General features: G+C 59.3%; 13 protein-coding genes. 7 read left to right on the plus strand and 6 right to left on the minus strand.

What is annotated here, in order from left to right; genetic code table 11:
* Nucleotides 1–13 precede the first annotated feature (13 nt).
* Nucleotides 14–877, minus strand: a complete 864-nt coding sequence (locus tag ACSBPU_RS01990) for an SIS domain-containing protein (RefSeq protein ID WP_180070380.1) — start codon at nucleotides 875–877, stop codon at nucleotides 14–16.
* Between the two features lie 262 nt (nucleotides 878–1,139).
* On the opposite strand from ACSBPU_RS01990, the gene ACSBPU_RS01995 reads away from it, so the two are divergent.
* The 4 genes from ACSBPU_RS01995 to ACSBPU_RS02010 are packed head-to-tail and all read left to right on the plus strand — an operon-like array spanning nucleotide 1,140 to nucleotide 5,016.
* The gene (locus tag ACSBPU_RS01995) at nucleotides 1,140–2,318 is read left to right on the plus strand and encodes a M20 family metallopeptidase (RefSeq protein ID WP_442595112.1); all 1,179 of its coding nucleotides are present in this window, start codon (nucleotides 1,140–1,142) and stop codon (nucleotides 2,316–2,318) included.
* A gap of 38 nt (nucleotides 2,319–2,356) precedes the next feature.
* Nucleotides 2,357–2,923 (plus strand): carboxymuconolactone decarboxylase family protein, encoded by a 567-nt coding sequence (locus tag ACSBPU_RS02000; RefSeq protein WP_442595114.1) that lies wholly within the window; start codon nucleotides 2,357–2,359, stop codon nucleotides 2,921–2,923.
* Nucleotides 2,924–2,960: 37 nt separating this feature from the next.
* Nucleotides 2,961–3,938, plus strand: coding sequence for a Bug family tripartite tricarboxylate transporter substrate binding protein (locus tag ACSBPU_RS02005; protein ID WP_442595116.1), 978 nt, complete (start codon nucleotides 2,961–2,963; stop codon nucleotides 3,936–3,938).
* Nucleotides 3,925–5,016: a ketopantoate reductase family protein gene (locus ACSBPU_RS02010; RefSeq protein WP_442595118.1), complete on the plus strand. Its 1,092-nt coding sequence runs from the start codon at nucleotides 3,925–3,927 to the stop codon at nucleotides 5,014–5,016. The genes ACSBPU_RS02005 and ACSBPU_RS02010 overlap by 14 nt, the downstream gene beginning before the upstream one ends.
* A 137-nt stretch (nucleotides 5,017–5,153) precedes the next feature.
* Here ACSBPU_RS02010 and ACSBPU_RS02015 read toward each other — a convergent pair whose 3' ends face one another.
* The 3 genes from ACSBPU_RS02015 to ACSBPU_RS02025 all read right to left on the minus strand — a co-directional run bounded on the left by ACSBPU_RS02015 (nucleotide 5,154) and on the right by ACSBPU_RS02025 (nucleotide 7,577).
* Nucleotides 5,154–5,594 carry a Rid family hydrolase gene (locus tag ACSBPU_RS02015; protein WP_180070370.1) on the minus strand — a complete coding sequence of 147 codons (441 nt, stop codon included), beginning with the start codon at nucleotides 5,592–5,594 and terminating at the stop codon, nucleotides 5,154–5,156.
* 26 nt (nucleotides 5,595–5,620) lie between these two features.
* The gene (locus tag ACSBPU_RS02020) at nucleotides 5,621–6,520 is read right to left on the minus strand and encodes a fumarylacetoacetate hydrolase family protein (RefSeq protein ID WP_442595121.1); all 900 of its coding nucleotides are present in this window, start codon (nucleotides 6,518–6,520) and stop codon (nucleotides 5,621–5,623) included.
* A gap of 82 nt (nucleotides 6,521–6,602) precedes the next feature.
* Entirely contained in the window at nucleotides 6,603–7,577 is a 975-nt protein-coding gene (locus tag ACSBPU_RS02025) for a Bug family tripartite tricarboxylate transporter substrate binding protein (protein ID WP_442595123.1), read from the minus strand.
* Between the two features lie 288 nt (nucleotides 7,578–7,865).
* Here ACSBPU_RS02025 and ACSBPU_RS02030 point away from each other — a divergent pair, with 288 nt between their 5' ends.
* Nucleotides 7,866–8,480: a GntR family transcriptional regulator gene (locus ACSBPU_RS02030; RefSeq protein WP_442595125.1), complete on the plus strand. Its 615-nt coding sequence runs from the start codon at nucleotides 7,866–7,868 to the stop codon at nucleotides 8,478–8,480.
* Between the two features lie 47 nt (nucleotides 8,481–8,527).
* Here ACSBPU_RS02030 and ACSBPU_RS02035 read toward each other — a convergent pair whose 3' ends face one another.
* The gene (locus ACSBPU_RS02035) at nucleotides 8,528–9,754 is read right to left on the minus strand and encodes an NAD(P)/FAD-dependent oxidoreductase (protein WP_442595127.1); all 1,227 of its coding nucleotides are present in this window, start codon (nucleotides 9,752–9,754) and stop codon (nucleotides 8,528–8,530) included.
* Between the two features lie 11 nt (nucleotides 9,755–9,765).
* Complete coding sequence (locus ACSBPU_RS02040; protein ID WP_442595129.1) at nucleotides 9,766–10,740, minus strand: Bug family tripartite tricarboxylate transporter substrate binding protein; 975 nt, start codon at nucleotides 10,738–10,740, stop codon at nucleotides 9,766–9,768.
* 142 nt (nucleotides 10,741–10,882) lie between these two features.
* Here ACSBPU_RS02040 and ACSBPU_RS02045 point away from each other — a divergent pair, with 142 nt between their 5' ends.
* Both ACSBPU_RS02045 and ACSBPU_RS02050 read left to right on the plus strand, forming a co-directional pair.
* Complete coding sequence (locus tag ACSBPU_RS02045; RefSeq protein WP_442595131.1) at nucleotides 10,883–11,890, plus strand: dipeptidase; 1,008 nt, start codon at nucleotides 10,883–10,885, stop codon at nucleotides 11,888–11,890.
* 2 nt (nucleotides 11,891–11,892) lie between these two features.
* Complete coding sequence (locus ACSBPU_RS02050) at nucleotides 11,893–12,765, plus strand: carbon-nitrogen hydrolase family protein (RefSeq protein WP_442595133.1); 873 nt, start codon at nucleotides 11,893–11,895, stop codon at nucleotides 12,763–12,765.

The raw sequence follows: 12,765 nt of genomic DNA on the forward strand, positions 1-12,765 counted from the left end.
GCGTTAACAGGCCCTAGGCATTCGATTCCGTGAACACACCGAATTCGGTCCATAGTTCGTCGCCCAACTTCAGGCTTTGCTTGACCTCTTTCTGGCGTTCGATCGCCACCGCGGCCACGATGGCGTTGCATAGGCTGAAGGCCGCGGTATAGGAGTCAAATGGCGACGTGCTCGATGTATGGATGAGCAATCTGTGATCGGATAAATTGGCGACCGGCGCCAAGGGACTGTCGGTGATGCAGGCGACCGTTGCCCCCAGATTGCGAAAATGCTGGGCGGTCTGGACCACGGTCCTGGAGTAGCGCCGGATGGTGATGGCCAGCAGTACGTCTTCGCTGGTCGACCACAGCAGTTGGTCCGCCAGGGCCGTGCCCGTGGGCAGGGCATGGACATTGGGCAGGCACATGTTCAGGTGGGTATACAGGTAATGAACGACCGCTGAACTGTTCTTCGCCGCCACCAGGTAGATGCGGCGCGTCTCCGGTTGCGTGAGCTTGCGGATGAGCGCCTCGAACGCTTTCAGGTCTATGGTCTCTATGGTGGCGCTGAGGTTCTCGCGATCCAGCTCCAGGCTGCGTTCTAGTACATTGGAAAGAGAATGCTTGTTCTTGGATGCCAGCTTGGCGCGTTGCGATGGCGAGGTCAGCTTGGACGCCAGGTCCAGCCGCGCTTCGTCCTGCACTTCCCCCAGCGACGCGTAATCGAGCTTGGCAAAGAAGCGCACCACCGTTGACGCGCTGACCCCCACTTTATTGGCGATGGCCGTAGCCGATTCCAGCAGATGCTGGGGATAGCCGGACAAGATGTAATCGGCCAGCTTGGTCTCGTGCTTCGTCAGCTTGCGGGGGTAGTTCGCGATCCGGTCGAACAGCTTCATAATGGGGAGGGCTCCTTGTGGGGGTCAGACCCCGTACGGGGTCTGACCCCATCGGTATGGAAAGGGGTCAGGCCTCGCGTGGGTGTTGACTCCCTCTGCATGGAAAGGGGTCAGACCCCGCATGGGGTCTGACCCCATCGCGAAAGATTCTACGCCAAGTCGCTGTGCCAAATCCGTATTTTGCAATTTTTATTGCAAAATAATATCGTTTATGATGATAATGCGTCATTAACAGCCGCGGTGATTGACGGAGGTCCAACGCATGAAGCAAATTGCAGGGTACGAGAAGCTGGCTGCCTGGCTCCGGTCGCACGAACAGGAAATGTTCGATCTGCTCGAACGGGTGGTGAATATCGAGAGCGGCAGCTACCACAAGCAGGGCGTCGATCAAGTTGGCGAACTCTTTCGCGCATTCTTCGATGAGGCCGGCATCCAGACCGCATTGTACCGGCAGGAATCCCATGGCAACTGCCTCAGGGCCGATATTCCGGGCTCCGGCGGCGAACAGACGCCCCACGTATTGCTGCTGGGGCACATGGACACCGTCTTTCCCGAAGGCACCTTGGCGCAATGGCCTTATCGCGTGCAAGACGGAATCGCCTACGGCCCCGGTGTCGCGGACATGAAAGCGGGCCTGGTGATGAATGCCTTCGTCGCCAGGGCATTCTTCGAGTGCGGGGGCAACGTCGCGCCCATACGCGTATTCTTCACAGGCGACGAAGAAATCGCGTCGCCTTCGTCCAGAAGCCTCACGATCGAAATGGCGCGCGGCGCGGGCACGGTGCTCAATGCGGAGCCTGGCCGCCCCACCGGCAACGTCGTGGTCGAGCGCAAAGGCGCGATGTTCGTCGATTTCGAGGTGGAAGGCGTGGCGGCTCACGCCGGGGTCGCCCATGAAAAGGGCGCCAGCGCCATCGAAGCCCTTGCCAGGAAGGTTGTGGCCCTGCACGCGCTGACCGACCGGCACTCGGGGGTCACGACCAATGTCGGCACCATCGAGGGCGGGGTCTCGGTCAACACGGTGGCGCCCTTCGCCAGAGGTCGCCTCGACGTTCGCTATCCGAAGGGCATCGACGAAGATCACTTGCAGCGGCAGATCGCATCCATCATCGAGGAAGCCGCGCCGGCCTGCACCTGTGGACGCATCACGCATGAGGGGCGTTTCCTGCCGCTGTTCCAGACCGATGAAAGCCGCATGCTGCTGGATGACTACACACGGGCGGCGCAGCAGCTGGGCGTTTCGGTCAAGGGGGAATCCACCGGCGGGTCGGCGGACAGCGGATTGACAGCGGCGGCCGGTGCGCCCACGCTATGCGCAACAGGCCCCGTCGGCGGCAACGTGCATACCCGCAAAGAGTATTGCGACCTGCGCACCCTGGTCACGCGCGCCGAAATCTGTGCCATGACGATTCTGGCCAGAGGCGAGCTGTACCTGCCTTGACAGACGAATTCCGTTCATTAAATTTCCTGGAGAAACCAATGTCACGCCTGCCACTTCTTGATGAAGCCAAAGACCCCGAATTCGCCGAAGCGCTGGCCGATGTGGAAAAAAGCCGCGGCAAGGCATCCAATGCGTTGCGGTCCATGGGGCATGCGCCTGAAGCGCTCAAACGCTTCGCATCGGTGGGCGACTATGTCCGCTACCACTCTACACTGACGGCCCGCCAACGCGAGATCGTCATCGTCATCACCGGCCGCGGCTATGAGTACGCCATGTTGCATCACGTTCCGCTGGCACTGCAGGCAGGTATCGATGCGAAGGAAATCGAGGCGATGCGCAAGGGCGAAGTTCCCGCCACGTTCAGCGAAGCGGATCAAGCGCTCGCCCAGTACGCCCTGGAATTTTCCACGCCGTCATCGGTCAGCGACCAGACCTTTTCCAAGCTCAAGCAGTTCATGTCCCCGCGCGAGATCACGGACGTCTCTTTCAACGCGGCGTATTACGTGGCGTTTGCCTTGATGCTCGCCGCCATGGATCCCACTCCCGACTCGGCCGAGTATGTACAGGCCGGGCTGGCCTGGCAGCTCAAGGCGGACCAGTCGTGATCCTCGAATCGTTCAATCAAACAAGCACGGAGCCGTTATGAAAACCACGAAATTTTTATTGAGTGCCTGCCTGGGCATCTCGAGTCTGGTCGTCGCGGGCGCGGCAATGGCCGCTGACGCCTATCCATCCAAACCCATCAAGGTCATCGTCGGCTATCCTGCCGGGGGCGCGAACGATCTTGTCGCACGCGCCATTGGCCAGGAAATGTCCAAAGACCTGGGCCAGCAAGTGGTCGTAGAAAACGTATCCGGCGCTGCCGGCACCATAGGCGCGGCGTCCGCAGCCAGAGCGGCGCCCGATGGCTACACGCTGTTCATGGCCGCCGGCGCGCACACCTTGGCACCCAGCGTGCGCAAGTCCTTGCCCTACGATATCGTGACCGATTTCGCGCCGGTCAGCGTCGCAGCCATCGGTTCTTATGTCCTGGTCGTGCACCCCGACGTCAAGGCCAAATCCGTCAAGGAGCTGATCGACCTGGCAAAGGCGAGCCCCGAAACCATGACCTTCGCTTCCTCGGGCGTGGGGGCGCCTCCGCACCTGGCCGGCGTGCTGTTTCAAGAGCGCACGGGCACCAAGCTGCATCATATTCCGTTCCGTGGCGATGCCGACGCCAACACCGCCGTGCTGGCCGGCCATGTCAACATGATCTTCGGCTCCATGGGGCCCACCGTACCCCATATCCGTGGCGGCAAGGTCCGGGCCCTGGCTGTCACCGGAAACACCCGCAGCGCGGCGCTGCCCGACGTGCCCACGCTCGAGGAAGCGGGCGTGCCGGACTACAACGTGTCGACGTGGTGGGGTCTGCTCGCCCCGGCCGGCACGCCGCCCGCGATCGTCGACAAGCTTGCCAAGTCCGTGGAAAAAGCGGCCGCGCAGCCCCACATCAAAGAGCAGTTCGTCAACATGGGCGTGGAAGCGGCTTCCAACACGCCCACCGAATTCGCGGGGTTCATCAAGGCGGAAGTTGCCAAGTTCAAGAGAATCACCGAGGCGGCCGGCATTGAACCCCAATAAGTTTAGCGGCCGGATAGCCATCGTCGGGGCGGGCGCCGTCGGCGGATTCGTCGGCGGCAAGCTGGCTGCCGCGGGCTACGACGTCACGCTCATCGACGCCTGGTCCGAGCACGTGGACGCAATCCGCAAGCACGGCTTGACGATCATCGAGCCGGACGGCGAATACTCGATCCCCGTGCCGGCCATGCACGCCGATGAATCGCCATCGCTTCCACCATGCTCCCTGGACATCGTATTCATCTGCGTAAAGCTGTACGACACCGACTGGGCCACCAGTCTGGTTTCGCATGCGCTGAAGCGATCCGGCTGTGTCGTTACGCTGCAGAACAGCCTGGTGGAAAGCATCGTGGCTTCCCGGGTAGGCTGGGAGCGCACATTGGGCTGCATAGGCAGCGGCATGTATGTGGGACTGGTAGGGCCGGGCCGCATACGCCGCAGCAAGAAGACGGTGAAGAACGGGGCTTGTGTGTTCTACGTAGGCGAAGCCCAGGGGCCGCTTTCTCCGCGCGTCGAGATGCTGGCCGATATGCTGTCCCAGGTGGACACGGCGCAAGCCACCGACAACCTGTGGGGGCTGCGCTGGTCTAAGCTCGTGGCCAACACGATGACGTCCGGATTCAGCGCGGTATGCGGCTTTGGCTTGAAGCGGACGTTCGGCGATCCGGCTTGCTGCCGCGTGATGCTCGGTCTGGCCGCCGAAGCCATCGATGTCGGCGCGGCGCAGGGATACGAGACGGAAAACATCTTCGGCGTTGCGCCCAGCGTATGGCTGGAGGCGCGCGCGGGCGATGCGTCGGCGCTTGACCAGGTCATGGCCGCCCTGAACGCACAGCATCAGCTCGTCACGGAGGATGCTGTGTCGGGTACCGCCCAGGATCTGAAGAAAGGCAAGCGCACCGAAGTCGATTTCATGAATGGATTCGTCGCCGCGAAGGCCGCCGACCTGCGTGTTTCAACACCCCTGCATGCCGAGATCGCGCAGATCCTGCGTAGGATCGAAGAGGGTAGGGATACGCCGGGCGTGCAGCATCTGGAAGGCCTGGAAGCCTTGTGTGGGTCAGGCCCCAAAGGGGCCTGACCCATTTGCGATGTGACAGGGTCGGACCCCGCATGGGGTCCGACCCTTTGTAAATGTGGGGTCAGACCCGTTGGGTCCGACCCCTGTGTCGTGAGGATTGCGGGGTCAGACCCCGTACGGGGTCTGACCCCAGCCGCTTACGACGCTTGCGGTATGTATCCGATCGCGTCGATTTCCAGAGCGCAGTCAAAGGGGGTGCGTCCTGCCTGGATGCGCGTGCGCGTGGGCAGTGCGTCGTCGCTGCTGAAGTAGCTGCGATAGATTTTGTCGAAGGAGCCCATCTGGCTCTGGTCTTTCAGCCAGACCACGACCTTGAGCAGGCAATCCATGTTGGAGCCGCCGGCTTCAAGCAGCAGTTTCAGATGCTTCATGACGATATGAACCTGCGTATCCATGTCCAGGTCAGGCATTTTCGGCAGCGGCTTGCCCAGTCGGCGTGCTTCGCGAAGTTCTGCGCAAAACGCTTCTTCGAAAGGCGGCAGGCCTGAAACATAAATCATGCCGTTGTAGCTGACTGCAAGATTGAAGGGGCCGCCTGTCTCTGGAACGAGTGGACTGCGTATGATTTTCTTCTGCACGTTGATCTCCTTTCTAGTGCTGGATACTACTTCCGGACGGTGTTTTCGAGCCGTCCGATGGATTCGATTTCGATGGCGACGACGTCGCCATCCTTGAGGAACCGGGGCGGGCTCATGGCATAGCCCACGCCCGAAGGCGTGCCCGTGGCGATGATATCGCCGGGTTCCAGCGTCAGGCCGGCGGACAGCTGGGCGATGATCGAAGCGACGGTAAAGATCATGGAAGAGGTGTTGTCGCTTTGTCTTAGTTCGCCATTCACCCAGAGCTTGATGCCGAGCGCCTGGGGATCGCTGATTGCCGACCTGTGTACCACCCATGGGCCCACTGGACACGATCCGTCCAATGTTTTTCCCTTGAACCATTGGCCATGCCTGCGCTGCAGATCGCGGCCGGTTATGTCGTTGACGATGGTGTATCCGAACACCGCCGCATCGGCATGCGCGGCATCGATGTTGCTGCCGCCTTGCCCGATTACGATGCCGAGTTCCGCTTCGTAGTCCAGCTGGGCGGTGATGCCATCATGCAGCGGTATGGCGTCTTCGTGGCCGCTGACCGTGGTGGGCGCCTTGGTGAAGAACTCTATATGTTCGGGAAACAGATTGGGGTCGACGCCGCGGGCGATGTTTCCTTCGATGATGTGTCCGCGGTAGTTGCGCCCAACGCAAAAAACGTTCTTCAATGGTTTGCCCAAGGGTGAAAGCAGGCGCAGTCCTGCCACCGGCATGGAAGCGCGGCCTTCGTTCAGGATGCGCTTGGCGATGTCCAGGCCCTTGTCGCCCAGCCTTGCCAATTCGGTCACGTTGCGCGGCGCATCCTGTTGTTCGCCGGGCCAGGCCGCGGTCAGGTCTGCAATCGCCTCGCGGCCTGGCGATAGAGTGGCGCCCAGATGTGGCGCCCCTTTGCATTCGAATACGCAAAAATACATGTAGCTTCCCGGTTGTTGTGATAAAGCGGCCGCTTGGGCGACCGCTGGGTATGGCCGATTGGGCCTTTCAGAGTGAACAGCCCTAATCGATGCGTGCCCCAGATGCCTTGATGATCTGGGCGTATTTGTCGACCTCTTTGCGCAGCCAGTCTTTGAACTCCGCGGGCGTACTGGCAATGACATCCAGACCGCGGACATTGAACGCGTCCTGCACTTCTTTTTCCTGGAGTATGGAAACGACGAGCTTGTTCAATTGCTGGATGGTGGCATCGGGCACATTGGCCGGCGCCAGCATGCCGTACCAGGAGTTGGACTCGAACTCGGCAAAGCCTTGTTCTTCCATGGTGGGGACCTTGGGCAGGCTGGCATGGCGCTTGGGCGCGGAAATGGCCAGGGCCTTCAGCTTACCGTCGTTCAGATAGGGGAGGACGTCCGGCAGGTTGCCGAAGAGCAGGTCCACGTGGCCGCCCATCAGTGCGGTCAGGGCCAAAGGCGTGCCCTTGTAGGGGACATGGACCACATCGACACTGGCGAGCTTCTTCAGCATTTCCCCTGCAAGATGGGGAGAGGTGCCGTTGCCGATGGAGGCATAGGTGACCATGCCCGGTTCTTTCTTGGCCAGCGCCAGCAGTTCTTTCAAGTCATTGGCGGGCAGATCGTTACGCGCGACCAGAACGTGGGGCGTGATGGTCAGCAAAGAGACCGGGGAAAAGTCCTTTTCCGAATCGTAAGGCAGATTCGCTTGCAGGCTTGGATTGACCGTGAAGCTGTTGGCCATCATCAATACCGTGTAGCCATCGGCGGGTGCCTTAGCGACAGCGCCGGTACCGATGACGGTTCCGCCGCCGGGGCGGTTGTCCACGACCACGGCCTGGCCCGACTGATTCTGCATGCGCTGGGCGAGCGTACGGGCGACATAATCGATGCCCTGGCCGCCGGCAGGGAACGGTACGACGATTTTGACGGACTGCGAGGGATAGTTGTCGGCGGCAACGCCGGCCAAAGGAACGGCCAGCAAAAAGACCGCGGCGCTTGCGCGAAGGAATTTCCAGTTCATCGTCTCACTCCACAAAAATTATATATAAAATTAAGTTTTAGTTAATTTAATATATAAAATAAAACAGGTCAACATGAATCTGGGAAAGCCGAAAAAGGGCATCGACGCGCCCGGCAGGAGCGCGGGGGCTGCCGGCGCAGGGCGAGGGACGTTGGGTTAAAGTGTCACGTTGTTGTCTTCATCGATTTCCAAAGGCATCGTTTTATTGGGTTCACTATGCTTAAGCCGACATCTAATTTGCTGGAAAGCGCTGGGCAGGCGACCGCTGCAAGTTTGGTCTATCAAAGATTGAGGTCGGATATTTTGCTGGGCGAACTGAGGCCGGGCTCGAAACTGCGCTTGAGTTCCCTTGCCCGAAGCTACGACGCGGGCGCAATACCTCTGCGCGAAGCGCTGAACCGCTTATCGACGGAACAGCTCGTCTCCCAGCATGATCGGAGGGGCTTTTACGTATGCGACGTCAGCAAGGAAGACGTCGTGGATCTGACCCAGACCCGATGTTGGCTGTACGAAGGCGCATTGAGGGAGTCCATCGCCCGCGGCGATGGGGCCTGGGAAGACGAGCTTGTCCTCAGCTTCTATCGTCTGGGCGAGGTGTCGCGCTACGAGAACGATGATCCATCGCGGGTGAACCCTGCCTGGACGGATCCTCATCGCCGTTTCCATACGGCGCTGATTGCGGCTTGCGGCAGCAAGCGCACGATCGCGATCTCCGAGAATCTCTTTGACCAGGCGGAGCGCTACCGTAACCTGGCTCGCTTGAAGCATTACAAGGCATCGGTGCACGAAGAGCATCGCAGCATTATGGAAGCCGCGTTACGCAGGGACAGCGATGCCGCCGTGAAGGAATTGCTCGACCACCTGAAAGCCACCTGTGAGACGGTCGTCAAGGCGCTGTGTTAGAGGGGTCAGACCCAAACGGGTCTGACCCCTCCGTACCTGGAAAGGGGTCAGACCCCATCCGGGGTCTGACCCCTGGCCCGCAGCATGCCGTCCGCAATCGTTATCGCCGTGCCAACCGAGTCCGTCAGGCCGAGGTGGCCATGCCCCACCGCCAACCATAAGCCCGGCAGTTTTTCGCTTTGACCAATGACCGGAACCGAGTCCGGCATGCATGGCCGATGACCCATCCATGTGTCATACGGCTGTCCTTCCAGTTCAGGGAAGGCGTTTTTGGCAATACGAACCAGTATGTCTGCTCTATGGGGGTTTGGCGCGGCCTTCAAACCTGCAAACTCTACGGTTCCTCCTACCCTTAAGCCATCTTCCATGGGCGTGAAGAAAGTTTTGTGGTCTGTCAGTACGACAGTTCGGCTGACCGGTGGGTTATTGTTTCGGAACTGGACGTGATAGCCCCGTTGGGTTTCCAGAGGCAGTTGAATGCCCAGTGGGCGCAGCAGATGGCGAGACCATGCGCCGGCGGCAACTACGATGTTTTGGGTGTCTATCGCGCCGACCGAGGTATCGAGCATCCAGCCGCTGCTTCCGTTGTTCTTCAACGATCGAACATTTGCCTGGATGAACTGCCCCCCTCCATCGATGAATTTGCGAAAAATGGCCTGCAGATAACGGAAGGGGTTCCGTAATGTTGCCTGATCTTCAAGATAGATACCGACCCGGTAGCCTTCGGGAGCATGGGGTTCCAGGTCGAGAATGCTTGATCGTTCGAGGCGCGTAAACGAAATTCCATGGCGCTCGCGCAGATGCCACGATGCGCGGTCACCGTTGAGTGCGCGATCATTGGGATATAGATGCAGGTGCCCCCGCTTAAGAATGACTTCTGGAGCGCCGACTTCGCGTGCAAGCGCCTCGTGCAGGCTGACCGCATGTTGATGAACCTCCGCCAAGCGCACGGCGGACTTCTCCACGGCTGACGGGCGTGACGCCCATACGAAGCGGGCCAGCCAAGGCAGGGCGCGAGGGAGGTAACGCCAGGGCAGGAATAGTGGGCTGTCCGGATGCCCCAACATGCTTGGAACGGATGCGAGCACGCCCGGCATGGCGAGCGGAGCGACGGAGGCGGGGCTGATGGCTCCTGAGTTGCCGTAGCTGGCACCTTTGCCCGGTTCGTCTTTATCGATAAGCACGGTGTGGATGCCGCGCTTTACTAGTTCATACGCGATGCATACCCCGATGATGCCGGCGCCCACCACTGCGCATTCGCCTCGCTGCTCCATTTTCACAATCCTTATTTCGAGGTTAGATCGAGCTGCGTGGTCAATTGCTTCCACTTGGCGATTTCGGCATCGATGAATGCGCGAAATTCGGTGGGAGAGTCCCCGACAGGAAGAATATTGAGTTCTGCGAACTTGGTCTGGATTTCCTTGGATGCCAATGCAGCCCGCGTTTCTTTGTTCAGGCGTTGAATGATCTCTGGAGGCGTGTTTGCGGGTGCCAGCAGGCCGAACCAGGTCCCTCCTACGAATCCGGGAAGGCCTGCTTCCGACATCGTCGGTATGGACGGTGCGTTGGCAAGGCGTTCGGGCGTGGCGACGGCAATCGCTCGAAGCTTACCCGCTTCTATGTGCCCCATGACTGCCGTGGCTGTATCGAAAGTATATTGAACTTGCCCGCCCATGAGATCGGTAATCGAAGGGCCGCTGCCTTTATACGGCACATGCGTGGCCTTTATTCCTGTAAGAATCTTGAACTGCTCTCCGATCAAATGATTGGATGTATTCGTCCCGAAGGAAGAGTAGTTCAATTTCGTGGGGTTTTTCTTTCCGTATTCAATAAGCTCTTGCAGAGTCTTGACGGGCAGGCTGGGAGTCACGGCCAGCACGAAGGGAACTTGCCCCACCATGGATATCGCTTCCAAATCCACCTTGGGATCGTAGTTCATTTTTTCAACGACCACCGGTGCAATCGCCACTTCCGGCGACGCCGCCAGCAAGATGGTATAGCCATCGGGCTTGGCTCGGGCGACCGATGCCGCGCCAATGGTTCCCCCGGCTCCCGCCCGGTTGTCCACGACGACTTGCTGGTTCAGGTTTTGACTCAGGCGTTGCGCCAGCAAGCGTGCCGCCGTATCGGTGCTGCCGCCTGGCGGATAGGCGACGACGAGCTTTATTGGTTCAAGAGGCCAGGAGCCTTGGGAATGTGCAGGCTGAAGAGACAAGCCCAAGACAAGCGAGCCAAGCAGAAGAATGCATCGACGTACCATCACAGTTCCTTTAATAAGAGAGTTGTACTGCGTCCACGAGTAACTTCTTGCGTAAGCACACTGTATCTATTACGATCTTCATATGCAATACTTAGTATTGCATAGCAATATAACTTTCATCAACTACCATGGGAGTGGCGCAATGGGCACGCAGAGTTCGCAGCAACCTTTAATCGTCGATGGCTTGGTTTACTTTTGTGATGGGGATCCGGCTCCTCTGCTGGAGGGCGGTGTAACGGCGGCGAATATCACCGTTACGCACATGCACTGGGATTTGGGCAAGACAATTACCGAACTGGGGCGTTGGCACAAGCGGCTGGCGTCGCCGGATTCAAAATGGCGGCTGGTTAAAACCGCCGACGACATCAAGCGCGCAAGGGAGGAGGGCCGCGCCGGCTTGATCATGGGTTGGCAGAACTCCTTGCCTTTCGACGGTGAGGTCGATCGAGCCGCCGCGTTCCACGCCCTGGGCATGAGGGTGATACAGCTCACCTATAACGAAGCCAACCTGGCGGGAGACGGTTGCATCGAAGAGCGGAACGGAGGACTGACGCGTTTCGGCCGCGCGCTGGTGACTGAGCTCAATAATGTCGGCATTGCCATCGACTTGTCTCACTGCGGTGTGCAGACGTCGCTGGATGCAGCCAATCTGTCATCCAAGCCAGTCCTGGCGACGCATGCCAATGCCAAAGCGGTGGACGATCAGGTGCGCAACAAGTCGGATGAGATTCTGCGCGCGATCGCTGCTACCGGCGGGGTCATCGGTGCTTCTATCCATGGATTCATGAATTGGGACGGTAATCCAAAGAATCCGCCGACATTGGCCAATTTCGTTCGGCATGCCCAGCACATTGCGGATGTCGTGGGCGTGGAACACATTGGAATAGGCACCGACTTCTCGGCTGTACGGGACGAGCAGAATGTCCGCTCCATCCTTGAACTTTCAAAGGGAGCATATCCCGAGACTGGCGGCAAGTATGCGCAGGCGTTCGGCAATGACTCGGCCTCTCGTTATCCATCGGAAACGCCCACGCCCAGCAGATTCGCTCACATCATCGAGGCCCTGGAAAAAGGCGGCTTCAGTGCCAGTGAAATCGAGGGCATAGCGGGCGGCAATTTCATCCGGGCGTTCGAGCGGATCTGGGAGTGATCATGTCAAAGTCACTTACCATCGCTGCAGCGCAAACGGGTGCGGTATCGGTCTCAGGCGAACAGGAAATCGAAGAGCTGGCACATCATTTGTTGGACGAGGCGGGTCGGTGCCAGGTGCAGCTCCTTTCATTTTGCGAACTATTCCTTGGGCCTTTTTTCGCCAACCGTTTGGAAGAGGATTTCGATCGCTACTTCATGTTCATGGAAGATCCGGTGCTGGTTGGCCTGAGGGCTAAGGCCAAAGCGCTGGGTATCGCCTTGGTGCTCCCCGTCGCAGAGCGCACCCATTCAGGTTATTACAATTCGGCTGAGGTCATCGACGAAAACGGGGTGGTGCAAGGCACGTATCGCAAGACACATATGCCCGCCTATTTTCCCAATGGCGCCCAAGGCGGCACCGGTAGTTATGAGAAGTTCTACTTTACCCCTGGCGAGCAATTGCCAGTGTATACGGTGGCCGGCGCCAGGATAGGCGTGCAAATATGCAACGACAGGCTTTATCCCGAAGCATCGCGCGTATTGGCGATGAAAGGTGCTGAAGTCATCGTCATGCCGATCAGCTTCTCGACATATTCCGATCCGGCCCACCGGGCCTCTATCTGGGAGGTCCCCCTGCGAGCGCGAGCATACGAAAACGGCGTGTTCGTGCTCGCCTGCAACCGGGTGGGGGTGGAAGGTCCGCGCATCCATCTGGGCCGAAGTATGATTGTGGATCCGCGCGGTACGATGCTGAAGGAAGCCGGAACGCAAGAGCCTGAATTGCTCGTGGCGACGGTTGACTTGGACGAGGTCTCCGTCGCCAGAAAAAAGTTTCCCTGGTGGCGTGATCGCCGTCCGAACTTGTATGGCGCGCTCGTCGAAGAAGAGTCTTGA

This window comes from Parapusillimonas sp. JC17 (assembly GCF_052180245.1).
Classification (GTDB): domain Bacteria; phylum Pseudomonadota; class Gammaproteobacteria; order Burkholderiales; family Burkholderiaceae_B; genus Parapusillimonas.

Bases quoted from the DNA above. Each gene is read 5' to 3' on its own strand.
- ACSBPU_RS02050 (WP_442595133.1), top strand. From the start codon at position 11,893: ATGTCAAAGTCACTTACCATCGCTGCAGCGCAAACGGGTGCGGTATCG.
- ACSBPU_RS02040 (WP_442595129.1), bottom strand. From the start codon at position 10,740: ATGGTACGTCGATGCATTCTTCTGCTTGGCTCGCTTGTCTTGGGCTTG.
- ACSBPU_RS02045 (WP_442595131.1), top strand. From the start codon at position 10,883: ATGGGCACGCAGAGTTCGCAGCAACCTTTAATCGTCGATGGCTTGGTT.
- ACSBPU_RS02020 (WP_442595121.1), bottom strand. From the start codon at position 6,520: ATGTATTTTTGCGTATTCGAATGCAAAGGGGCGCCACATCTGGGCGCC.
- ACSBPU_RS02000 (WP_442595114.1), top strand. From the start codon at position 2,357: ATGTCACGCCTGCCACTTCTTGATGAAGCCAAAGACCCCGAATTCGCC.
- ACSBPU_RS02005 (WP_442595116.1), top strand. From the start codon at position 2,961: ATGAAAACCACGAAATTTTTATTGAGTGCCTGCCTGGGCATCTCGAGT.
- ACSBPU_RS02025 (WP_442595123.1), bottom strand. From the start codon at position 7,577: ATGAACTGGAAATTCCTTCGCGCAAGCGCCGCGGTCTTTTTGCTGGCC.
- ACSBPU_RS01995 (WP_442595112.1), top strand. From the start codon at position 1,140: ATGAAGCAAATTGCAGGGTACGAGAAGCTGGCTGCCTGGCTCCGGTCG.
- ACSBPU_RS01990 (WP_180070380.1), bottom strand. From the start codon at position 877: ATGAAGCTGTTCGACCGGATCGCGAACTACCCCCGCAAGCTGACGAAG.
- ACSBPU_RS02035 (WP_442595127.1), bottom strand. From the start codon at position 9,754: ATGGAGCAGCGAGGCGAATGCGCAGTGGTGGGCGCCGGCATCATCGGG.